The organism is Paenibacillus sp. UNC451MF, from assembly GCF_000686845.1.
Classification (GTDB): domain Bacteria; phylum Bacillota; class Bacilli; order Paenibacillales; family NBRC-103111; genus Paenibacillus_S.
Map to the genome: position 1 here is coordinate 299,484 of NZ_JMLS01000004.1, position 22,214 is coordinate 321,697.

The following is a 22,214-nucleotide window of genomic DNA, read 5'->3' on the forward strand; positions in this document are numbered from 1 at the left end:
CCGTGGACATTACGGTACTACCCAGCGTCAATGAGGCTCGCGCTGACGAACTAATCAACAAAACGGTCATCGTTATCGATGTCCTTCGCGCCACCAGCACCATACTCACTGCACTATCTCATGGATGCAAAGCGATATATCCTGTTGAAACAGTACTGCAAGCTAAACAGCTTTATCAGCCCGGTTTTGTTCTGGGAGGAGAACGTGCATGCAAAAAAATACCGGGATTCGATCTCGGCAATTCTCCCTTGGAATATACGGCTGCAAGTATCGCAGGCAAAACTCTAATCATGACAACAACGAACGGAACCCGTGCCATTCAAAAAGCCAACAAAGCAGGAACCATTCTTGCCGCATCTCTATTAAATGGTAGGGCATGTGCAGAAGAAGCTATAACCTTGAAAAAGGATATCATCATTCTCTGTTCTGGAACTCAGGACGTGTATTCATTCGAGGATGGAGTATGTGCAGGACAGCTTACGGATGAGCTTTTGCAGAGTGCAGTGGGCAGTGGAACGGAGCTAAATATCAATGATTTCGGACTTAGTATGCTGTATACTTATCGCCACGTTCAATCTAATCTAACGGAAGCATTAATAAACTGTGCGAATGGCAAAAGACTTAGTAAGCTAGGCTTCCTCGAGGACATTAAATATTGCTCGGAAATGAACACCATTCCCTTAGTGCCCATTGTTCGCGAAGGGAAGCTTGTCGTTCCCTCCGTCTCTCAGCACACCTGATAGAGTTCGTTGCCTGTTCTAAAAACTCGTCCCCCTCATACACTTAGAAGGAAGTCTATGAGACAAGGGGTCTTTCGATGAACGGTGATATACTGCTGTTAGTTCTCATCATTATCGGTCTGATAGGGCGCTCCCCTATTATTACAACGGCTGCCTGTGTGCTGCTCATTGTAAAGCTGATTCATCTGGAGCGCTACCTGCCGACTATCGAACGTCGGGGACTGGAGCTTGGGCTGCTATTTCTAACGATGGGAGTGCTTGTTCCGTTTGCCAGTCAACGGATTACTTATAAAGATATTACCAGCATGTTTACGACATGGCCAGGTATATTAGCTCTTCTTGGCGGAGCCATTGCAACCTACATGAACGGAAAAGGGTTAGAGCTGTTAAAAATAGACCCACAACTCGTTGTGGGCCTTGTCATCGGTTCTATCTTCGGTATTATTTTTCTAAAAGGGATTCCTGTAGGTCCGTTGATGGCTGCAGGAATTACCGCTTTCTTATTAAAGCTGTTTACGTTTATGTTCGACAAGCTGAAATAAAGCTTATCTACGATCTTGGGGTCCGCCAACAAAAACTGTTGTATCGGTGTCCAAGCCATATGCCGTATGCAGTGCTTGAATTACTTCGTTTAAGCGGCTGTTGTCGATGACGCATGAGGTTTTGATCTCCGATGTGCTGACCATGTTGATGCTAAGACCAAGATCGGAAATAACCTCGAACATTTTAGCAGCTACTCCAGGAGTACTTACCATACCTGCGCCTACGATGGAAACTTTAACAAGGTTCTCCTGGGAGGAAACTTCACGGAAGCCCACCTCGGAACGGATGCCTTGAATAACTTCCAAAGCTCTATCCTTATCAGTTAGAGAAACTGTGAAGGAAAAGTCTGCTTGTCCGTTCATGATACCGCTCTGTACGATAATATCTACATCGATTTGCTCTTTAGCCAAAGCTGTAAACACTTTAGCCAATTGACCCGGTTTTTCTTCTATTCCGAGGATACTGATTCTAGCCACATTTTTATCGCTTGCAATCCCGCGAACAACGATTCCTTGCTCCATCGCTGCTTCCTCCTTCACATTCGTACCTGCATTATGATTAAAGCTGGATCTTACGACCAGGGGTACATTGTAGTTCTTAGCATATTCAACAGCTCTCGGATGCAGCACAGCGGCACCCAGATTTGCCAGTTCCAGCATTTCGTCATACGTAATTTCCGGAAGCTTGCGCGCGCATTTGACTACGCGTGGATCCGTCGAATAAATACCATCTACATCGGTAAAAATTTCACATACATCGGCTTCAATAGCGGCTGCTAATGCAACGGCTGTTGTGTCGGATCCGCCGCGCCCTAATGTTGTAATCTCACCTTCTGTAGTCATTCCCTGGAATCCAGCTACAATAACAACGTTTCCTTGATTTAAAGCATTCAAGATTCTTTTGGGTTGGATATCTGTAATTCTTGCTTTTCCATGTACACCTTCCGTGTACATCCCCGCTTGCCATCCGGTAAAGGATAGAGCTGGTTGGCCCAAACTTTGGATAGCCATAGAGAGCAGAGCTACGGATACTTGCTCACCTGTAGTCAACAGCATATCCATCTCACGTGCAGGAGGCGTTACCGAACAAATTTGCTTCGACAAGTCTATCAAATCATCTGTTGTATCACCCATTGCAGAAACGACAACTACGCATTGGTTGCCTTCCCGCTGTCTCTCTACTACACGATTGGCTACACGTTTCATCCGTTCCGCATCACCAACGGAACTGCCGCCGAATTTCATCACTATAAGAGACAAAGCTGTTCACTCCCTACCGAAACTTTTGCATAACAATGTATCATTATACCATAAGAACGCCTAAGGTTGAAGTAGAAAAATGTCGAATTAGCCCACTATGCAAGCCATTACTCTACCTTATTCTGGATTTTCTGTTTTCGATAAATTATGGTAAATTCCTGCATCTCATTTTACGGCCAATGGTTAACACATAAGCAGTATATCCAACAAGTCCTCCAATTACATTCAGTATAATATCGTCAACATCAAAGCTGCCTACTTTGAAAATGAACTGTATGGATTCTACTAAAAGCAATGCCCAAAATAACAGATTCATTAACTTGTACCACTTTGTATAAGAACGGAATAATACAGGAATCAAAAACCCGAATGGCACAAATGCCGCTACATTTCCAAAAAGATTAATGATCCAAATGTCCAGGTTATAATATTGGATGTCGGCGATATAATTCCAAATCGTTTTGAATGGGGTCAGATTGTACAGCCTCTCCGTCCGTGTCGCGCGCGAGAAGCCGAAAAAAAGCAAGTAAATCATCAGGAGGGTATACGACAAGAATAGAAGCCATGTCGCCCGAGAAACTAGCTTCAATTGCAAGACCTGCCTCAATGGAATCAGCACCTTTGCTTCTATTAACCTCGAAAGCTTCTCATCTTATAACGCAGTATGACCACTTTTAATTGTGGTGTGGGTTGCACATTATTATCATCGATTCATTATATAAAAAAACCTGCCATTATGGCAGGTTTCGATACGCACCAGGGCGGCTTTACACTAAGCGCGGGAAATGTATTTACCTTCACGAGAGTCGATCAACAGTACATCGCCTTCGTTAATGAACAAAGGTACTTGGACGCTTAAGCCGGTTTCAAGCTTCGCACTTTTCGTAGCACCTGTAGCCGTGTTTCCTTTGATACCTGGCTCAGTTTCAACGACTTTCAGTTCGATGCTGTTAGGCAGGTTAATACCCAAAATTTCACCTTGATAGCTCATAATATGAATCATCATGTTTTCTTTCAAGAAGTTCAGTTCCCACTCCAATTGCTTAGCTGGCAAGCTGAATTGATCATAGGTTTCTGTATCCATGAATGTATGCTCGGTACCACTTGCGTACAAGTATTGCATTTCGCGGTTTTCGATATGTGCACGACCTACGTTTTCACCCGCACGGAAAGTACGTTCAACGGTGTTACCGTTACGGAGGTTTTTCAATTTAGAACGAACGAAAGCTGCACCTTTACCTGGTTTTACGTGTTGAAAATCAATTACGGTGAACAAATCGCCGTCAACTTCAATTGTTAAGCCTGTCTTAAAATCGTTTACTGATACCACTGAAAAATACCTCCCTAAAAATGTGAGCAGAAGTCCTGAGAATCCATTCGGGTTCAAGCTTCCACCAAGATGTTGTACTAATCCAATGCAATCAAGTCTTTGCTTGAATGCGTCAATATTTTAATTCCGGTGTCTGTAACGACGATATCATCTTCGATCCGAACCCCACCGAAGCCAGGCAAGTAAATGCCAGGTTCGACCGTTACAACCATGCCGGGCGTTAAAACCGTCTCTCCATTCTTAGAAAGCCGCGGCGCTTCATGGACTTCCATTCCCAAACCGTGACCTGTACCGTGACCAAAATAGTCTCCATACCCGTAGCGTTGGATGATATCTCTTGCGACTGCATCCGCTTCTTTTCCTGTCATTCCCGGTTTGATCTTGTCCAAAGCCGTCATTTGTGCCTCTAGAACGATATTGTAAATCTCCTTATGCTTATCAGTCGGTTTGCCCACAACTACGGTTCTCGTAATATCCGAGCAATACCTTTTATAATAAGCGCCGTAATCCAATGTGACAAATTCATCTGCCTGAAGAATACGATCGCTTGCTTTGCCGTGCGGTAATGCAGACCGTTCGCCGGACGCGACTATCGTTTCAAACGAAGTGGAAGCCGCTCCATTTTTGCGTACGAACATCTCCATTTCTAACGCAATATCTGCTTCTTTGGCACCTGGCTTCAGAAAATTCAATATGTGCGTAAAGGTACGGTCAGCCAAGTCAGCCGCTTCCTGAAGTACAGCAATCTCGGACTCGTCCTTGATGACACGCAGCTTCTCAACAATTCCGTCCGTCGCTGCCAACTCAATGCCGCTTAACGCTTTGGCCGTAGTTTGGTATGCACCGTAGGTCATGTCATTCTGTTCAAAGCCGACTTTGGAGATGCCTTGCTTAGTAAGAAGATCTCTGGCTGTTTCCATTGGGTTTGGAGCATGCTCCACAACCTCAAAAGCAGTTGCTTGTGCAGGTGCTTGGGTCATGTAGCGGAAATCCGTCAAAAGATACGCTTTAGTCTCGGAAATTAACACAATGCCGGATGATCCGGTAAAGCCCGTCATGTAAAGGCGGTTAACTGCATTGGTAATTAAAAGCGCCTTTAGTCCTTGCTCTTGCAAAACAGTGCGAAGGCGTTCAATACGTGCTTGCTGCATTTGTTATCCCTCCAAGGAATTGAGGTGGCTTACGACGGCACGCAGGCCGAGCTCGTAGCTGTCTACACCAAGGCCGGCAATTTGCCCTAGTGCAACGGGTGCGATCACCGAAACATGGCGAAACGCTTCTCTTTTGTGGATGTTCGATATATGTACTTCAATAGTCGGAATTCGAACTGCTTCAATTGCATCACGGATAGCGTAGCTGTAGTGAGTAAACGCCCCAGGATTCATCACAATGCCGTCTTTTACCGAAAAGGCTTCGTGGATCTTGTCAATCAAGGCGCCCTCGTGATTGGATTGGAAGCACTCCAGCTCCACCGATAGCTCTTCCGCCAGCTTCATCAGCCGCTGTTCAATCACTTGAAGCGATGTCGTGCCGTACACGCCAGGTTCGCGAATACCGAGCATGTTCAAATTCGGACCGTTTAATACCAGGATTTTTTTCAATGTCGGTCCCTCCATCGATGTTTCTTTAGCCTATTCAGAATACACACCCGACTATTTTACCATAAGTTTCTTCCGTTTGAGAACTGTTTTTTGCAACCTGCCGCTTCTAAACCCGATTTATTCCGGCTGAGGATCCTGCTTCCCGGTTTGAAATGGTTCCCTCTCACGCTCATCGTTAAATTCCATTGAAATGCTATAACCAATAAACAGCCCCCATACTATAAACAAGCAGACTTCAGTAATGATCGTATTCCAGTCCAGATAGGCTATCCAATTCATCATTCCTGTTACGGGTCCGATTAATAAAAAAATCAATGCCCACCATACAGCTCCGTAAGCAACCCCCGGCCAGGGTCCAGTAGACTTTGAAAACATGGCTGTATACAATAAGGAAGCGACAATGGAAAAGAGGATGAAAGTTGCCCAACCTACCATGTAGCCTTGAAAGCTAATCAAAAAAGATCGTTTGTAGAAATGCTCAACTAAAAAGCCTGGAGGCAGAATGGTGAAGTGAAGATAGTGCTCCAGCATTTTCACGGCACCCCATATCAATCCAGCAAAAAAACCGATATTAATTGAAAATAGCCAACGATTGGAAGGGACTTTGGCTCTTGGATCGTTCATGCTGTTCCTCCTGGAATGACCTCTCACTAGCTATCCCTTATCTGATTCAGATCAGCTATGATGGTTTTTGTTCGACTTTATCAAGCACTTTGAACGGTTGAATACCGTTAGTATATACAAATATTTGTCCCCTAAACGGTAGCATTCTCGCTTTGAATCCGATACAATAATGTAGAGTCCCATTTTATTTTTAGCAGAAGAAGGTGTAATCGTTGTCGCAAAAAGAGAAACCATGCGCCATTTACGGTGGTCAAGCCGTGATCGAAGGGGTCATGTTTGGAGGCCAAAGTGTAAACGTGACGGCCGTTCGCCGTAAAGATAATTCCATTGAGTATTTGGAAGTGCCCAAGACTGAACTCGGTTGGGTACGACCTTTAAAGAAGATACCTTTCATCCGTGGTATCGTAGGCATAGTGGAGGCCAGCGCCAAAGGAGCACAGCATCTTAACTTTTCAGCAGAAGCTTTTGCCGAGGAGGAAGGGGACGGAGCTCCGAAAAAAGAGAAAAAGGAATCCGCTGCAGGACGAATATCAATGATTCTCGGCGTAGCTGTAGTCGGGATATTATCCTTTATATTCGGAAAGTTCATATTCACACTTGTCCCTCCTATCATCGAGCAGCTGTTGTTCTCCAAATTGTTTGAAAACCAAATCGGCCACAACTTGGTGGAAGGTCTCATCAAAATTGTACTGCTGATTGGTTATATTTACTTTATTTCGTTAACGCCGATGATTAAACGACTATTTCAATATCATGGAGCAGAACATAAAGTGATCAGTGCCTATGAAGCAGGTGTGGATCTAACGGTTGAAAATGTACAAAAATTCAGCACGCTGCACTACCGTTGCGGAAGCAGCTTCATCGTATTCACCGTATTAGTCGGTGTCGTGATCTATTCGTTCTTTACCTACGATTCCTTCGTAGAACGGATTGTACAACGTATTGTTCTGTTGCCTGTTGTTATTGGTGTTTCTTATGAAGTACTTCGTTTTACTAACAGCTTGCGCGAAGTTCCTGTCCTTCGTTATCTCGGATATCCCGGTTTGTGGCTGCAAATGCTTACGACCAAACAGCCGGATAATTCGATGGTCGAGGTATCCATTGCTTCTTTTAATCGAATGAGAGAATTAGACGAACAAGCAAGAGCATAATATAGATTAAAGGAGGGGCAGCGATGAAAAAGCGATTTTCCATAGCCACCTATGTTGTTCTGGGGTTAGCCTTGATCGGGATCGCCTCCAAAGCATTGCAGCTGATTATTCCGATAATTGTTTTTGGAGCTATCTTTTTTCTTTATAAATACCCGCCTAGCCGGTGGCGCAAGCCCGCTTTCTCCACCAAAAGCAGCGGCAGAACAAAGGAAAAGCGTACTCGTAACGCTTCATTCCGAGTTATTGACGGCAATAAGGGAAGCCCGGAAGAGCCTCCCAAATATCATTAAAAACGGCGATTTGTCGCCGTTTTTTTATTTTGTCTTCTTTCTTAGAACATGCTGCTCGAAACCTTGCTTGTAATCCGTCAGCTTCCATTTGTTGAAGAAAGCTTCCCCAGCCAAATATCCCGCTTCATATAACGCCGAGCTTTTCTCATTCGAAATGTCGAAATCAGTCACACTTACTCCAAGCGTCGGTATCTTGATAGTCCGAAACCGGTTTGCCTCTTCAATGTAACGTTCGTCATGCGCATCCATCATGGTTGAGAACAATGCTTTGAACATGGATATAGGTCCATAAATTGTATTTGGCTGGCCACTCCCCCTCCCTACAAGCTGAAAACCAATTGTGGGAATGATTTGGTCCATAGCCGAAGCATGGTCCTTATCAAAGATCCAGAGTGGGAAATTACTCAGCAATCCTCCGTCGACGATATAAGCAAACTGTTCCGCAAAAGCCTGCTTCTTTGCCCTCTTGTCAGGGGCTTTACGAATAATAACAGGATCAAAAAAGTAAGGAATGCTAGTGCTCATTCGAACTGCTTTGGAGACAAGCAGCTGTTTGGGGTCGATGCCGTATTGGGCGATATCATCAGGCAAAACTAATAGCTTGCGATCAGAAATATCCGAGGCAATGATGCGAAGCTGATTTGTCTTCAAATCACTGAATGTGCGGATCCCTTTGGCGAGAAGAAGCTGGTGAATCCAATGCTCCAGCGCTTCTCCCGAATATAGACCTTTCTTAAGAAACACCCGGGTAAGAGGACCAATAATCTTTGTATTAAAAATGGGGGCTCGCTGCATAAAGGAGCTGAATGGAGTGGCCATTATAATTTTTTTCATTTCTTCAGCCGTATAGCCTGCCGCGACAAGTGAGGCGACGATAGCGCCAGAAGAGGTTCCGGCTACTTGATGGAATTTCAGCCCCCTACGCTCTGCTGCCTGTACGGCTCCTGCAAGCGCAATCCCTTTCACCCCACCGCCTTCGAAAACCGCATTGATTTTCATCCGCATCCCTTCTCCCGCACGTAATCTTCACCATAGAAAATGTATGCGGAGAGAGATTGTTCGTATGCCACAGACAGCCGTGGCACTTTTATAGCAAAAAAAGACGTATGCATCTAGAGCATACGTCTAACAAGAGTTTTAAAATTGAGAGCGAAGTTTCTCTACGATTGATATTGTGCTTTGCCACTCTTCATCGGTGATCTCTGCTTTACTGTACTTCGCTTTCTCAAATATTGCCAATATTTGATCCAAGTCAGCCTTCATCCATTTGCTCTGCTGAGACCATCGTCGCACCGCCTCACGCAGTGTTTCATGTTCATAACGAATGTATCCGTTACGGCGGCAAATGCGAAGAAGTCTTTCGCATTCGACGATTACCTTTTGCTTTAACAAGGAGGCACGCCGCCGCTCCAGCTTCTCATGAACCAGCTCCAACAGCTGTAGCTTCCATACAATGAAAGCGGCTATTGCAGCTAATACAGCTACAATGGCAGCAATACCTACGATATGACCATGACGCTCCAGTACGGTAGGTTCCGGTTCTGCAGGTGTGGCTTCTGGTACTACAGCTGCTTCTGTCGACAGCTCTTCTTGAAGCACAGCACGCGGCAGCGTAAATCCGGATGTAGGCTCAAAAGGAATCCACCCCCAACCGTTGATGTATATTTCAACCCAGGAATGAGCATCTGCATTCCTCACCGTATACACTCCTGCAGCATCAGGATCCGTTAGAGCTTCTTCACCGAACATGCCGAACATCTCATCGATGTTGGATGATTGGCCTGAGGCATATCCTTTTACCCAACGGGTTGGAAGACCAACGGATCGGGATAATACCGCCATGGCGGAAGAATAGTAATCACAATATCCTTCCTTGATCTCGAAAAGAAAACGATCAACAAAGTCACGGCTGCGGCCTTTGCTCAAGTCCGGCTTATTCGTATATGGATAATTCTCTCGCAAATACTTTTCAATTGCCTTCGCCTTATCGTAAGGATTCACGGTATTCTTCGTAATCTCTGCAGCAAGCTGGCGTACCCTTCCCGGCAAATGATCCGGAAGCTGCAAATATTCCCCCATATCACTACGAACCGAAGTATCGGTTACCTTACGTAACCCTTCCTCATCAATAACAGGCATTTGTGAAATGACCGTATACATTTTCGGATAGGCTTGATTAGGAGGAGAATTCAATCTAAGCTCCGATTGCGAAGGTGCCCATTGAAGCGGCTCGAAACCTATTTTGCCCCCATTAAGATCGGTTACCTTTTGAATGTCATATGCACCGAAAAGGACAGGATATTTATCTTCGGATAAAATGCTGATCATTTGTGTAACTTCAATTGTTTTCAACTTGCTGCCGGAGCTTCTTGGGTCCGGTGTCAGGGCAGCATCTGGACGAACCGCCGTTATAGCAGCTCGTTTATCCGTTTCGCCTACATCCCAGCCCCTACCTGTATAAAGAGAACGTGTCTCCCCGCGCCAATAACTCCGGTGAGTCGTATCCACCGTCATGACAGGAGTATAGTCGAATTGAAATCCGCTTCCGAGGGCAGTATCACTTCGACTATACCCTGATGATGTGTCACCTGATGACGAGGCAACCTCAACCCCTTTACCGGTTGTAAAATTAACCGATTCTCCTCTTAAAGTCCTCCAAGCTGTGTAAGGATCCGTCACCATAGGCCCTACTTCAGGCATAACAGCCCCAATAACAACGGTTAAGCTGATAAGTGAAATGATGGGAACGGCAATGGATGCCGGGTAATCGGCCAAGTAGCTCCAAGCCGTTGGATCTTTTTTACGTAATTGCTGAAAATGACTAAGGATTAGTAAGAAAAGTCCGCAGCCTATTGTTATGGCAACTTGCGGCCACAAGTACACGCTTGAGAAGGAGTCCCGGATACACATAACAACGACGCTGATGATCATTAATAAGTAAACACGCCACTTAACCTCTACCCACCAAATCAAGGCAAGATAGGCTACCCATGCTGCCAGACTGAACCATAAGTAAGGGGTTAGCTGGTATAAATTCAGAAACAAACGTGAGGAAAAGAAGCTTGAAACGGTTAAGTTTTCAATAACGTGGTAGTGATATAGCACTTGTTTATTAATGAAGATAATCAAAACCAGCTGGAGCAAGCCCCGCAGCAGCCAATGAACCTTCGACAAATGCTCCAATAAAAATGTAGCCAACAAGGTAAGCTCAACGATTAATACTGTCTCAGGGAGCCATAGGTGGTCTTCCTTCATGAACCACAAGACGTATTGCAGCAGCAAGACGCCTACCAGCAGAACGCTAAGACGATGCGGCCAATGAAGGACAAACAACCGGCGCCACAAGGAAACCTTCTCGTTCATCCGCTTCGCCCTCCTAACATCACCGGTAATTCATGCAGGGATTGAATCGCATAACCGGAAACGCCAACCGCTTGAAGCTGTTTAAGCCAACGTTCCTTATTATCAGGATCCGTACACAGCCATAGATGGCAAGGATTTAATTGAAGCTGCTTTAGCAAGCTAATCATTTGCAGCATAGGCTCGCCATAAACTGGGGTGATCAGCGTAATAAAGCTTCCCGGAACCAGGTTTTGAGCTTTTTCTCTCATAACCTGTTTCAGAGAATAGCTTCCGTCTGCCTCCACTTGAATGAAATGCTGCTGCACCATTTTTTGTTGATTTTGACCTGGTTTGGGCTCGTAATACACATCATCCGAACCTGTGGACAATAAACCTAATGCAAGTCCACGAGTCGCACCATACTGAAATAAGGAAGCAGCAACAGAGACGGCGAGCTCGAATTGGTCTAAATCATTATATACCTTTCGTTCCCGGTCCAAAATAAGATACGTCTTGGGAAGTGATTCACGTTCAAATTCCTTCGACTTCCACGTTCCAGTCTTCGCTGTCGCGTTCCAATGAATTCTAGATAAACGGTCTCCGTACATATATTCGCGAACACCGTTGATTTGTGTTGTTTCTCTGACAGCCCTAGTTGTCGTGGAATGATGGTTAGTCCCCTTCATCATCTGATGAAATTGCTGCCATTCTCGAATCGGTACGGTCTGTGGAAGCACCACGATGCTGTGAGGCATCTTCAAGGTGCCGCTATGCTCAAACAGGCCGAAAATGTCTTCAGTTACACACTCCGTCGAACCAAAGGTATACGAGCCCCTGCGTAATGCAGGCGTACGGTATGCCCATTCCCCGCGTCGACGCCAATCTGGAACAATTGTCGCTTCGAACTCCAGCTCAGTGCCGTTCTTGTGATACAGCCGATCCTTAACGAAAATATAAGGCATAGGCCAGAACCCAGGAATTTGCAGCTGAATTGTGACGCCTAGTGTACTCCCTGCTTCCAGAGTCCCCCCGTGATCCACATTGTTCAGGAGTCTTGTGCCTTGTGTTCGTTTGATTCCGCTCCACTGCCCAAGCAGCAAATAAACGCTTAGAAGGCTGATAATTACAAAAACCATCAGCGCCAATTTACCACCCTGAAACAAGAGAAAGCCGAGACTGATAAGAAAGCTGGTAAGCACCGCCCAAAATTGCTTGCTTAAACGCTGCCGTTCCGTCAACTTTTGCACGATCGATCCCCTCATCATGCTCATTTCTCCAATCGAATTGGCACTCTAACTTGCTGGAAGACGGATTGAAGAACGGATGGCACCGTCGTCCCGTCCATTCTTGCTTCCGCATGAAGCAGGATTCGATGTCCCAACACATACGGCGCCAAAAATTTAATGTCATCCGGAATGACATAGTCCCTTTCCTGCAGCAATGCGTATGCTTTGGAGGCTTGAACCAACGCCAATGTTGCGCGAGGGCTGGCTCCCAAGAATATAGAAGAGTGCTCTCTTGTCTGACGTGTAATGGCAACCAAATAGCCGGCTACTGCATCATCCATATGGACCTGTTTGACACGCTGCTGTATCGCATTGATTTCTTCAACATCCGCTACAGGTTCCAGTAGTTCGATCGGATGAACAACGCTCTGCGATAGGATCATTTTCAATTCAGTAGATTCATCGGGATAACCGAGACTGAACTTCATCATGAATCGGTCCAGCTGAGCTTCTGGTAATATATAGGTCCCTTCAAAGTCAATGGGATTTTGTGTAGCAAGCAATAGAAAGGGCTTAGGCAGCTCATGTGGTTCTCCATCAACCGTAATGTGCCGTTCTTCCATCGCTTCCAGCAGCGCTGATTGAGTCTTGGTCGTCGCTCGATTAATTTCATCTGCAAGCAGAATATGGGTCATGATGGGACCCGGACGAAAAATGAATACCTCATCTTTAGGATGATATATGGAAACACCCGTAATATCTGTCGGGAGTAAATCAGGATTGCATTGGATTCGCCGAAATTGCCCGCGTATCGACCTTGCAAGCGATTTGATCAATACGGTTTTACCTGTCCCTGGTACATCTTCCAGAAGAACATGACCTCCAGCCAGCATAGCTGTCAAAAGAAGTTTAATCTCGTCCGTTTTACCGAGGATACAAGATTCCAAATTCGCTTGAATGCGCTTTATTATCTGAATATCTTCTTTTACGATAGGCTCCATGATCCTGATCCTCCTTGGGGTATTGGAAATTGGATATATAAGTCCTAATTCTATTTTACAAGATTCAAAAAAACCAGTATACATGTAAAAATGCTAAATTTGTTTGTAAAATTACACATTTTGGTACATTTTCAGCTAAATGCTCCTTTTCAATCGTACTCATGTTATTTTTAACGCAAAAAAACTCCGAGGAATCTTCCCCGGAGCATAGGTTAGCTTATTCAAATTATCCTCTTGGTCTGCAAACCAAAGCCGCCAAGAACGAAAATATGATCGCGGCCGATATCCCGGCGCTCGTGACCTCGAAAATTCCCGTAATGATCCCAATAGCTCCATGCTGCTTCAGCTCCTGCATTGCTCCATGAACCAATGAATTACCGAAGCTTGTAATCGGTACTGTAGCTCCGGCACCTGCAAACTTAATGAACGGCTCGTATAAGCCTACGCCATCTAATACTGCACCGGCAACAACTAATGAGCTCATTGTATGCGCCGGTGTCAGCTTCCCTACATCCATTAGCAGCTGGCCGATGACGCATATGGCTCCACCTATTATGAAAGCCCAGACGAAATGCATAACGGTATCCATGGTTTATTCCTCCCCACTCTCTATGGCTACGGCATGAGCGATACAAGGAATGCTTTCCCCTTGCTGAAAGGATAATGGGGAGAGCAGCGCGCCGGTTGCCACGACCAACACACGCTTCAGTTCGCCGCTACGTATCTTTTTCAAAATATGTCCATAAGTTACTACTGCTGAGCAGCCACACCCGCTGCCTCCTGCCATAACCCCCTGCTTTTCGATGTCATATACCATCAGGCCACAATCTTTATATGTGGTTTGATTTATCGGCACTTTATGCTTGTCCAGTAGTTCATTAGCGATTTCATAGCCAACCTTGGCCAAATCCCCTGTCACGATAAGGTCATAATACCCTGGCTCCCGCTGAAAGTCGCGAAAATGCGCCTGCATCGTATCTACTGCCGCCGGCGCCATAGCAGCCCCCATATTGAACGGATCCTTGATTCCCATATCAACTACACGTCCGATAGTCGCACCCGTAACTACAGGTCCTTTACCATGGCGGGACAATACAGCCGCACCTGCACCCGTTACTGTGTATTGAGCGGTAGGCGGCTTTTGCGAGCCATATTCGGTAGGGTAACGAAACTGTTTTTCCGATGTGCAGTTATGGCTGCAGGTCCCTGCCATCGCATATTTTGCGGAACCCGAATCGACCACTAATGAGGCTAAAGCCAAACCCTCCATGGAGGTCGAGCAGGCTCCGAATATGCCTATATATGGAATGGACATCGTTCGAGCGGCAAACGTGTTGCTAATAATCTGATTCATCAGATCACCGCCGATATAGAACTGAACCTGCTCCTTCGTTAAACCAGCATTCTCAACGGCAAGCTTAGTCGCTTCCTCCATCAATTGTCGTTCTGCCTTCTCCCAGCTGTCTTGCCCTAAGGTCAGATCACCATGAACTATATCGAAATCATTCACCAGCGGCCCTTCGCTCTCGTCCGGACCTACAACGGTTGCTGTCGCTTGAATGACAGGCTTGTTCCGGAATATCCAGCTTTGATGTCCTTGCAGCATCCGATTACCTCCCGAGTCCAATGAGCAGATGGATAATTCCGATCACGAAAGCAGCCACTGTACCAAAAACAATAACTGAACCAGCAAGCTTAAACATGTTGGCTCCTACGCCTAACACAATGCCTTCACTTTTATGCTCCAAAGCCGCAGAGCACATCGAGTTCGCAAAGCCTGTTACTGGAACGGCAGAGCCTGCTCCTGCCCACTGGGCGATTTTATCATACACTCCAAAGCACGTCAGAACGACAGATATGAAGATCAGCACAGCAACCGTTGGATTGCCCGCTGTTTTTTCAGTGAATCCAAACACCCGTATGAAAAGCTCCATTAAAGCTTGACCAATGATACAAATCAGTCCTCCGACTAAAAAAGCCCGAAGGCAGTTTTTCATTACTGGTCTTGGCGGTTCTTTGCTTTTGGCAAGCTCTTGATATTCCTCCTGAGTCCAAGTCATTTTTTGTTTTGCTTTTGTAGCCATGGTTCCACTTCCTTTCTCACCTTCGTGATGGAATCACTTTCCGTAAGTCTTATCTTTTCAATACAGGTATCAGATTGACAATTTCCTTGCGAAGCAGTTGAACGCACTGTTCATACATTTTTTTGGCTTCAATGTTTTGAGTGGATAAGCCATACAATGTTAGATCGGCTTCACATTTTTTTAAATTTGCAAAAAGCAGAAGCTTTTCGTTATTAACAGGAACCTGCAGCTTGTCGTCATATAAATCTACATACAACGCACCGTAAGAGTCGACCTGCCCGAGAAATACATTGTCCTTGGTAACCCCTATTTTCTCCAACTCGGTCTGCAGCCATGCACGGCTAAATCCAGCAGTAGCCAATGGTTCGTTCATAATATTTCCATCGATAATAACCGTTTGAGGTTCTTTTTCCGGACCGACCTTGATACCCAATTGCTTAGGGGTTAGCGGCTGATTTTCCTTTTTGAGCAGCACATTCAATTCTCCGCTTGCCTCTAGGACCGCGAACTCGACATCCGCTACTTTAAATACACTCTTCTTCCGAAGCTGCTCCAGCAGCTCGTCCGCCGTGTATCGTTCTTTCTTCAGGTTTTTGCCCATCACTTTTCCATCTTTGATCATGACCGTGCCATTGCCCTCAAACCATTTGCGTAGTGTGACACTTTTCAAGGTCACGAATTCTATAGTCAGAGGCACCAGAAACCATACAAGCAAGGCTGTAATCCCATGAGTATAATGATTTTCCAAGTCCGTTGAGATAAAACCGGCCAGCTCACCAAGCGTAATCCCAGTTATATATTCGAAGAAGGTAAGCTGAGAAATTTGTTTTTTACCCAGTAAACGAGTAATGACGAATAACATGGCAATTGCACCAAGTGATCTAACTGCGATATGTAGCCATTCCATTTCCATAGTCTCCTTTTCAAACGAGTTACTTTACTAATCAATTATTTGTTAAAAGGCAGGTCGTTATAAAATGTTTCCCCCTTTACTTTTTTCCAGTTTTGTTTCCAAGTTATAACAGTCATTATATGTTTTTATGCTGCACACATTAGTAGAGGACTTGAAGAGGAGGTGAGACAAATGACGGTAGCATCTAACGTAAAAACGACGCTCGCATCGTTAAAAAGTGCGCAAGCAAGCTTAGAAACTTTCGCACTCAGCACTCAAAATCAAGAAGCGAAAACAATGTTCGAGCAAGCTGCAAAAACAACCCAATCCGTAGTGGATCAGGTTAGCGGCCGCATTCAACAATTGGAAAATGAAGAACCTCAATATAAAGGTTTCTAATTTGCCGCAACATAATAAAACAGCCTTCTGGCCCTTGATGAGGGTTAAGAGGCTGTTTTATTTTTTTCTAATACAAAGTTATCGTCAAATAAAAGCAACAAACAAAATCAACAAAAGAAGGAAGAGCACGAGTATAACAACCAATGAGGTCCATTTATCCATTCGGTTTTCGGCTCCTAACTAATTCAATTCGATAGGTAAATGCATAATCTATGTTATGCCGGGCGAAATGAAACCGAATGTGTATATGCCTAAGCTCAAAAAAATGTTATAATAAGTTCATTGTTCACGTTAACATAAACTTATTTTGCGGGAGGCCACTTATTTATGAGCATTCAAAGCAAGGAACAGCTTGTTTCTTTTGTAAAAGAAACAGTGCAAAACACCCAAGTAACTGACATACATACTCATTTATTTGCTGAATCGTTCGGAGATTTGCTGCTTTGGGGCGTTGACGAACTTCTTACTTATCATTATTTGATCGCAGAGACATTCCGCTTCCGTTCTGATTTGTCCTATGAGGCATTCTGGAACATGAGCAAACAGGAGCAAGCCGATCTGATCTGGCAAACGCTGTTCATCGAGCATTCACCCTACAGTGAAGCATGTCGCGGTGTTGTTACCGTGCTGAATCGTCTTGGCTTCGACCTAAAATCCCGTGATTTGAACTCTTACCGTGAATATTTCCGTAACGTCAGCTCTGCTGATTACATTAATCGCATTCTTGAGCTCGCTAAAGTAAAAACCGTTGTTATGACCAATGATCCATTCGACGCTTATGAGCGCAGCAAATGGGACGAGAATGTCGCTCAGGACCCTCGCTTCCTTGCAGCTTTGCGTATTGACCCTCTTCTCAATCTTTGGGACACAAGCTGGACGAAGCTAGTAGAGCAAGGCTATGATGTTAAGCAGGATTTATCCGGAAGTACGATGGAGGAAATTCGCAGGTTCCTGAATGATTGGATCACCAGAATGAATCCATTGTATATGGCCGTCTCTCTGCCCAACGATTTTGCTTATCCGGAAAACTCGGTACGCGGACGTATTATCGATGAATGTATCGTACCAGTTGCGCGTGAGGCCGGTATTCCATTTGCAATGATGATCGGTGTTAAACGCAAAGTGAATCCTTCCTTGAAGGATGCTGGAGACAGTCTTGGCAAAAGCGATATCGGTGCGGTTGAAAGAATTGTAAGCAAGTATCAGGATGTTAAGTTCCTTGTGACTATGCTTTCCCGTGAAAACCAACATGAGCTTGCCGTTACAGCACGTAAAAATCGCAATCTGTTAATCTTCGGCTGCTGGTGGTTCTTGAACAATCCGAGCTTGATCGAGGAAATAACACGCATGCGGTTTGAGCTTCTGGGCGGCAGCATTATTCCACAGCATTCGGATTGCCGTATTCTTGATCAGCTGCTGTATAAATGGGATCATTCCCGTGAAATTATTGCAAAAGTGCTTTGTGACAAATACAGTGATCTGCTCGCATCCGGGTGGCGTTTGGAAGAAGAGGAAATTCGTCGCGATGTAGAAGACCTTCTGGGTGGAACATTCTGGAAGTTTCTTGGCAAGCCCGATCCTGCGGCTTCCAAATAGTTAAGATTAGAAGAAGGCGTCCCTGGGAAACAGGGCGCCTTCTTCTTGTCATGAGAACGTATCGATAAATGCTAAAATTGCTAATATCCTAATATAAATGTGCGTGTTCAGGTTGGTGCTCCGGCTGTATCGTCAAGCGAGAACCGTCTTCAAGGCGTAGCCAGGTCTCAAACTCTTTCTTATCCTGTTGCAAACGGATGACTCTTGCCCCATGGGAAAAGCCTTCACGTCCGTATGTATTATAGCCAGTAGCTCGACCATAGCATAACCGAATTCCTTGCTTAGTCCCCCAGTAATCGTTGACATGATCGTGACCGGCAAACGTTCCCATGACGTCTCCCATCTCAACCATAGCGGAGAATAAGCCCGTATTGATACGTGGGCAGCAAACCCTTTCGTTCTTGCTTCCATAACAAATCTCCTGCTGCCACACCTCATTATATTCAGGTAATGGGATATGAAAAAAAGCAAGTGCTGGAAGAGGAACTCCATTATTCGCTTGTGTTCTCATCCGTGACTGTCTCTCGTACCATGCCACCTGGTCTCTGCTGATCCACCCATACCCTTTAACATGAGAAAGCGGAGATACGCTGCCAGAATCAAAAAAATACATTGATGCCGCCGTCTTACCATTCAAATCTGCTACAGAGAGTACATAATTGCCTGTACCTCCAATCTCTTCAGGACCTGCCTCAGCTAGAGCAAATTCATAGCGCAGCGTTGCCTCCATCAGTTCCTGTCTTGTAATCTTAGCTTCCGTATCATGATTTCCAAATACGACCGCCCATGGAATTCGGCTATTCTCAACGACGGATACAGCATTATGATACCTTTGAAGCGGGTCATCACAATGCTTGTCTTCAATCACATCTCCAGTGAATACTACTAGATCAGGACGCTCCGCTTCAAGGACCGATTGCATTAACGAAAGCGTGCGCTCATCATTCTCTCCCCCGGATTTCATATGAACATCCGTGAACTGAACGATCGTGAAAGTGCCATCTTGACGAAATGAAAGCGATTGTTTCAAAGCTATTTCCCCCTTTATCCATTGGAATAAATTCACAATGAAGCATACTGACAAATCTTGCTTGTATTATTGTATGGCGCCCCAAGTATACTGTCAATTTCTTCTTCATTACCTCAGAATAAAAAAGCAAGGGCTTGAAAGCCCCTGCTTATTTTTGATATATTCCCTTACTGCTTTTGTCTATTGTGCGGCATTTTTCACTGCTGCTTCATCCACCTGCAGCTTACCGCCGCTGTTCAGTGTGAGTATCCGTTCGATAATCGTAACGGCTTGGGCTCGGTTCGTCGATTCATCCGGAGCCAACCGACCGTTATCCAACCCTTGCAATATCCCCTTCTGAACAGCTGTCTGCATGGCGAATGAGTCCGTAAGGACTGTATTCGGCTTTTGCAGCTCCTTATTAGTAGCACGAACTGCAACGGACGCAATCTCCGCCCGTGTAATCGGTGCATTCCAAGCTGCTTCAGTGTTTTCTAGATCGTTCAAGCCTGCCTTGCTTAATGCATCCGTATAAGGCTTGTACCAAGCCTCACCGCTCGCCACTGGGGCTGCAGGTAGCTGCAGAGCAGCTGCCGTCATCTTGGCGAACTCGGCACGAGTCACCGTGCCGTTAGGCTGGAACGTGCCGTCGGGATACCCGTCGGCATAGCCTTTTTCCACTGCGGAGGCAATTGCAGCCTCCGCCCAGTGACCGGCCGTATCGCTCAAGGAGCGAACGAAGCCGGTCACCACCCCGGGTACGGTACGGTTCAAATACGTACCGTCGCCCAATTGACCGGACATGTTGCCTCCCCATGTCCACAGCTTACCATCCGCTGTCATCGCAGCGGAATGAGCGCTTCCTGCGGCGATAGATGCCGCTCCCGCAATGCCTTGGGCTTGAACCGGACGCATACGGTTCGTCTTTGAACCGTCCCCAAGCTGGCCGAAGTTATTGAGGCCCCAGGTCCATACACTACCGTCCGTACGGACAGCAAGCGTGTGGAATGCTCCGCCTGCAATTGCGGTTACTTTCGTCATTCCGCTTACTTGAACCGGAAGCATACGATTTGTGCTCGTATTATCGCCCAATTGGCCGAAGCCGTTGTAACCCCATGTCCATACCGTTCCATCGGATTTCAAAGCAATGGAATGACTTTTACCTGCTGCAATGGCTTGTACACCGTCCAAGCCAACAATTTGTTGAGCCGTTCGCTTCAACAATGTCGTATTGTCTCCAAGCTGGCCATTGCTGTTATCCCCCCATGCCCAGACCGTGCCGTCGTCAGCCAATGCCAAGCCATGGTTGAACCCCGCCGCGATTGCTTTAATCCGCATTAGGCCAGGAATTTGAACCGGTTCTGAATGGGTATCGCTCGTGCCATCACCCTGTTGGCCAAATGTATTATCTCCAACAGCCCAGACAGATCCATCTTTCTTTAGAGCTATTGTAAATGCGTTGCCTGCGGCGATATCCGTTATATCTTTCCATTGAGCCATTGCCGATGGGATGTTCCGGCCAAGTGATGCCGTATCCGCTAATTGGCTGCTTAGATTGAGTCCCCAGCTCCATACGGAGCCATCATTCCTGAGTACCGCAGCATGCCCAGATCCCGCGGTAAGAGCCGTTACCTGAGAAAGCCCTTCTACCTCATCAGGTTTATTTTTACCGATGTTAACGCCTTGTCCCAATTGGCCGTATAGGTTTTCACCCCAGGACCAAAGCTTGTTGTTTCTCCACACCATCGTGTACGAGTCTCCAGCCGTCAAGACCCTTGTGTTTTGAGTGTTATTGTAGCTGTAATGTCCCTCCATTGAAGGAGCCGGAGGCTTAACTAATAAAGAAAATCTAGGAAGCAGCGTAGGTAAAATTCGATTTGTCGTCGCACCGTCCCCAAGCTGTCCGAGTGCGCTGTTTCCCCATGACCAAACGGTACCATCCGACTTGACAGCCAAAGAATGAAAATGTCCTGAACCGATCAAGGCTACATCCTTAAGATTGTCGATGTAAATATGAATGACACTATCTTTATAATCTCCTGTGCCAAGCTGTCCGTAATTATTTAATCCCCATGTGCTAACTTTCCCGTCCTTATGCAGTACTACCGCATGAGAATTCCCAGCAGCAATGGCGACCGCATCCGTAATACCAATGACCTCTGCTGCAAATGTCCGATCAGTCGTATTGCCGTTACCAAGCTGACCGGAAACGTTGTAACCCCATGTCCATACTTTGCCGTCTTCCTTCAATAGCATAGAAAAATTGCCACCAGCGGCAATCGCCTTGGTTTCATAAGTATAATTGACTCTTGTAGGCCGATTCGTCTTCCTCTCTGTTACGGAGTCACCGGCTTGTCCATATGTGTTATCGCCCCATGCAACGACTGTTTTATCGGTAAGGAGAGCGAGCATGTGATTGCCGCCTGCCGCGATTGCTGTTACATTGGTGGGATAGGATAACTGATTTGGAGATAGCTTGTCCGCATAAGTACTGTCCCCGAGCTGTCCCTTCTCATTATCGCCCCAAGTGACAATCGTTCCATCCTTCTTAAGTGCAATTGATGAATTATTGCCGGCAGAGATAGCTACGACATCCCTTAGATCAGGAATCTCAAACGGGATAGGACGATCCTCTTTGGTTCCGTCACCTAACTGACCCTTATTATTTTGGCCCCATGCCCAAACCGTTCCATCCTTACGTAATGCCAGCGTGTGATTCATCCCCGCGGCAATCGCTTTAATCTCGAACAGCTCTTTTACTTGGCTCGGAGCATAACGAAATACGTTAGGTCCCGTTCCCAGTTTACCGTGTAGGCTATCCCCCCAAGTCCATACAGTGCCATCGCTTTTGAGAGCAACTGTATGTCCCAGACCTGCGGTTATTTGTACTAATCCCAAAGAAGGAATTCCAGTTTGGGTGGTAGCTGTAGCTGTATCCGTTCCAGAGGAAGCAGCTCCCCCGTTCTCGGGGGAGTCCTCCGCGTGGACCATTCCTGCACCAATCAAGCATTGGAGCATCAAGGCGATGACCATGATGTAGGCAAAGCATTGGCTCCCTTTATATTTCCGAAGGTTTCGAACCATTTTTCACTCTCTCCTCCATTGTATGAAATCTTTTCTAGACCCT

22 protein-coding genes are annotated in these 22,214 nt (G+C 45.9%); 6 read left to right on the forward strand and 16 right to left on the reverse strand.

Features of this window, described 5'->3' with window-relative positions:
- Positions 1-2 precede the first annotated feature (2 nt).
- The gene (locus BP97_RS0108885) at positions 3-740 is read left to right on the forward strand and encodes a 2-phosphosulfolactate phosphatase (RefSeq protein WP_028548790.1); all 738 of its coding nucleotides are present in this window, start codon (positions 3-5) and stop codon (positions 738-740) included.
- Between the two features lie 77 nt (positions 741-817).
- Positions 818-1,282 (forward strand): DUF441 domain-containing protein, encoded by a 465-nt coding sequence (locus BP97_RS0108890; RefSeq protein ID WP_028548791.1) that lies wholly within the window; start codon positions 818-820, stop codon positions 1,280-1,282.
- Positions 1,283-1,285: 3 nt separating this feature from the next.
- Here BP97_RS0108890 and BP97_RS0108895 read toward each other — a convergent pair whose 3' ends face one another.
- From BP97_RS0108895 to BP97_RS0108925, 6 genes are all read right to left on the reverse strand, one after another.
- A complete protein-coding gene (locus BP97_RS0108895; RefSeq protein ID WP_028548792.1) occupies positions 1,286-2,542 on the reverse strand; it encodes an aspartate kinase in 1,257 nt (418 codons plus the stop codon).
- Positions 2,543-2,687: 145 nt separating this feature from the next.
- The gene (locus BP97_RS35695) at positions 2,688-3,131 is read right to left on the reverse strand and encodes a VanZ family protein (RefSeq protein WP_197035433.1); all 444 of its coding nucleotides are present in this window, start codon (positions 3,129-3,131) and stop codon (positions 2,688-2,690) included.
- 183 nt (positions 3,132-3,314) lie between these two features.
- Positions 3,315-3,872, reverse strand: a complete 558-nt coding sequence (gene efp / locus BP97_RS0108910) for an elongation factor P (RefSeq protein WP_028548793.1) — start codon at positions 3,870-3,872, stop codon at positions 3,315-3,317.
- Positions 3,873-3,949: 77 nt separating this feature from the next.
- Positions 3,950-5,023 (reverse strand): M24 family metallopeptidase, encoded by a 1,074-nt coding sequence (locus BP97_RS0108915; RefSeq protein WP_028548794.1) that lies wholly within the window; start codon positions 5,021-5,023, stop codon positions 3,950-3,952.
- A gap of 3 nt (positions 5,024-5,026) precedes the next feature.
- Positions 5,027-5,473: a type II 3-dehydroquinate dehydratase gene (gene aroQ / locus BP97_RS0108920; protein ID WP_028548795.1), complete on the reverse strand. Its 447-nt coding sequence runs from the start codon at positions 5,471-5,473 to the stop codon at positions 5,027-5,029.
- 117 nt (positions 5,474-5,590) lie between these two features.
- Positions 5,591-6,097, reverse strand: a complete 507-nt coding sequence (locus tag BP97_RS0108925) for a YqhR family membrane protein (protein WP_028548796.1) — start codon at positions 6,095-6,097, stop codon at positions 5,591-5,593.
- 212 nt (positions 6,098-6,309) lie between these two features.
- Here BP97_RS0108925 and BP97_RS0108930 point away from each other — a divergent pair, with 212 nt between their 5' ends.
- A complete protein-coding gene (locus BP97_RS0108930) occupies positions 6,310-7,248 on the forward strand; it encodes a DUF1385 domain-containing protein (protein ID WP_028548797.1) in 939 nt (312 codons plus the stop codon).
- A gap of 23 nt (positions 7,249-7,271) precedes the next feature.
- Complete coding sequence (locus BP97_RS0108935; RefSeq protein ID WP_028548798.1) at positions 7,272-7,538, forward strand: hypothetical protein; 267 nt, start codon at positions 7,272-7,274, stop codon at positions 7,536-7,538.
- 24 nt (positions 7,539-7,562) lie between these two features.
- On the opposite strand, the gene BP97_RS0108940 is transcribed toward BP97_RS0108935, so the two are convergent.
- The 8 genes from BP97_RS0108940 to BP97_RS0108975 all read right to left on the reverse strand — a co-directional run bounded on the left by BP97_RS0108940 (position 7,563) and on the right by BP97_RS0108975 (position 16,098).
- Positions 7,563-8,537: a patatin-like phospholipase family protein gene (locus BP97_RS0108940; RefSeq protein WP_028548799.1), complete on the reverse strand. Its 975-nt coding sequence runs from the start codon at positions 8,535-8,537 to the stop codon at positions 7,563-7,565.
- A gap of 138 nt (positions 8,538-8,675) precedes the next feature.
- The gene (locus BP97_RS0108945; protein WP_028548800.1) at positions 8,676-10,901 is read right to left on the reverse strand and encodes a transglutaminase TgpA family protein; all 2,226 of its coding nucleotides are present in this window, start codon (positions 10,899-10,901) and stop codon (positions 8,676-8,678) included.
- The gene (locus BP97_RS0108950; protein WP_156043177.1) at positions 10,898-12,145 is read right to left on the reverse strand and encodes a DUF58 domain-containing protein; all 1,248 of its coding nucleotides are present in this window, start codon (positions 12,143-12,145) and stop codon (positions 10,898-10,900) included. The genes BP97_RS0108945 and BP97_RS0108950 overlap by 4 nt, the downstream gene beginning before the upstream one ends.
- 2 nt (positions 12,146-12,147) lie before the next feature.
- Positions 12,148-13,191 (reverse strand): AAA family ATPase, encoded by a 1,044-nt coding sequence (locus BP97_RS0108955; protein WP_197035434.1) that lies wholly within the window; start codon positions 13,189-13,191, stop codon positions 12,148-12,150.
- Positions 13,192-13,333: 142 nt separating this feature from the next.
- Complete coding sequence (spoVAE, locus tag BP97_RS0108960) at positions 13,334-13,684, reverse strand: stage V sporulation protein AE (protein ID WP_028548803.1); 351 nt, start codon at positions 13,682-13,684, stop codon at positions 13,334-13,336.
- 15 nt (positions 13,685-13,699) lie between these two features.
- The gene (spoVAD, locus tag BP97_RS0108965; protein ID WP_028548804.1) at positions 13,700-14,713 is read right to left on the reverse strand and encodes a stage V sporulation protein AD; all 1,014 of its coding nucleotides are present in this window, start codon (positions 14,711-14,713) and stop codon (positions 13,700-13,702) included.
- Between the two features lie 4 nt (positions 14,714-14,717).
- Entirely contained in the window at positions 14,718-15,191 is a 474-nt protein-coding gene (gene spoVAC / locus BP97_RS0108970; protein WP_028548805.1) for a stage V sporulation protein AC, read from the reverse strand.
- 49 nt (positions 15,192-15,240) lie between these two features.
- Complete coding sequence (locus BP97_RS0108975; protein WP_442952355.1) at positions 15,241-16,098, reverse strand: DUF421 domain-containing protein; 858 nt, start codon at positions 16,096-16,098, stop codon at positions 15,241-15,243.
- Between the two features lie 177 nt (positions 16,099-16,275).
- Between BP97_RS0108975 and BP97_RS0108980 the strand changes: the two genes are divergently transcribed.
- Both BP97_RS0108980 and BP97_RS0108985 read left to right on the forward strand, forming a co-directional pair.
- On the forward strand, positions 16,276-16,482 hold the full coding sequence (locus BP97_RS0108980) for a DUF1657 domain-containing protein (RefSeq protein WP_028548807.1): 207 nt from the start codon (positions 16,276-16,278) through the stop codon (positions 16,480-16,482).
- A 327-nt stretch (positions 16,483-16,809) separates the two neighbouring features.
- Positions 16,810-18,078, forward strand: a complete 1,269-nt coding sequence (locus BP97_RS0108985) for a glucuronate isomerase (protein ID WP_028548808.1) — start codon at positions 16,810-16,812, stop codon at positions 18,076-18,078.
- Between the two features lie 88 nt (positions 18,079-18,166).
- On the opposite strand, the gene BP97_RS0108990 is transcribed toward BP97_RS0108985, so the two are convergent.
- Entirely contained in the window at positions 18,167-19,108 is a 942-nt protein-coding gene (locus tag BP97_RS0108990) for a metallophosphoesterase family protein (RefSeq protein ID WP_028548809.1), read from the reverse strand.
- 180 nt (positions 19,109-19,288) lie between these two features.
- Complete coding sequence (locus tag BP97_RS35700) at positions 19,289-22,171, reverse strand: RCC1 domain-containing protein (RefSeq protein ID WP_051620459.1); 2,883 nt, start codon at positions 22,169-22,171, stop codon at positions 19,289-19,291.
- Between the last annotated feature and the right edge of the window lie 43 nt (positions 22,172-22,214).

Coding starts and splice junctions, on each gene's coding strand:
- BP97_RS0108940 (WP_028548799.1), bottom strand. CDS start 8,537: ATGAAAATCAATGCGGTTTTCGAAGGCGGTGGGGTGAAAGGGATTGCG.
- spoVAE (WP_028548803.1), bottom strand. CDS start 13,684: ATGCATTTCGTCTGGGCTTTCATAATAGGTGGAGCCATATGCGTCATC.
- BP97_RS0108945 (WP_028548800.1), bottom strand. CDS start 10,901: ATGAACGAGAAGGTTTCCTTGTGGCGCCGGTTGTTTGTCCTTCATTGG.
- BP97_RS0108955 (WP_197035434.1), bottom strand. CDS start 13,191: ATGTATACTGGTTTTTTTGAATCTTGTAAAATAGAATTAGGACTTATA.
- BP97_RS0108975 (WP_442952355.1), bottom strand. CDS start 16,098: ATGGAATGGCTACATATCGCAGTTAGATCACTTGGTGCAATTGCCATG.
- BP97_RS0108980 (WP_028548807.1), top strand. CDS start 16,276: ATGACGGTAGCATCTAACGTAAAAACGACGCTCGCATCGTTAAAAAGT.
- spoVAD (WP_028548804.1), bottom strand. CDS start 14,713: ATGCTGCAAGGACATCAAAGCTGGATATTCCGGAACAAGCCTGTCATT.
- BP97_RS0108915 (WP_028548794.1), bottom strand. CDS start 5,023: ATGCAGCAAGCACGTATTGAACGCCTTCGCACTGTTTTGCAAGAGCAA.
- BP97_RS0108925 (WP_028548796.1), bottom strand. CDS start 6,097: ATGAACGATCCAAGAGCCAAAGTCCCTTCCAATCGTTGGCTATTTTCA.
- BP97_RS0108890 (WP_028548791.1), top strand. CDS start 818: ATGAACGGTGATATACTGCTGTTAGTTCTCATCATTATCGGTCTGATA.
- BP97_RS0108950 (WP_156043177.1), bottom strand. CDS start 12,145: ATGATGAGGGGATCGATCGTGCAAAAGTTGACGGAACGGCAGCGTTTA.
- BP97_RS35700 (WP_051620459.1), bottom strand. CDS start 22,171: ATGGTTCGAAACCTTCGGAAATATAAAGGGAGCCAATGCTTTGCCTAC.
- spoVAC (WP_028548805.1), bottom strand. CDS start 15,191: ATGGCTACAAAAGCAAAACAAAAAATGACTTGGACTCAGGAGGAATAT.
- BP97_RS0108935 (WP_028548798.1), top strand. CDS start 7,272: ATGAAAAAGCGATTTTCCATAGCCACCTATGTTGTTCTGGGGTTAGCC.
- BP97_RS0108985 (WP_028548808.1), top strand. CDS start 16,810: ATGAGCATTCAAAGCAAGGAACAGCTTGTTTCTTTTGTAAAAGAAACA.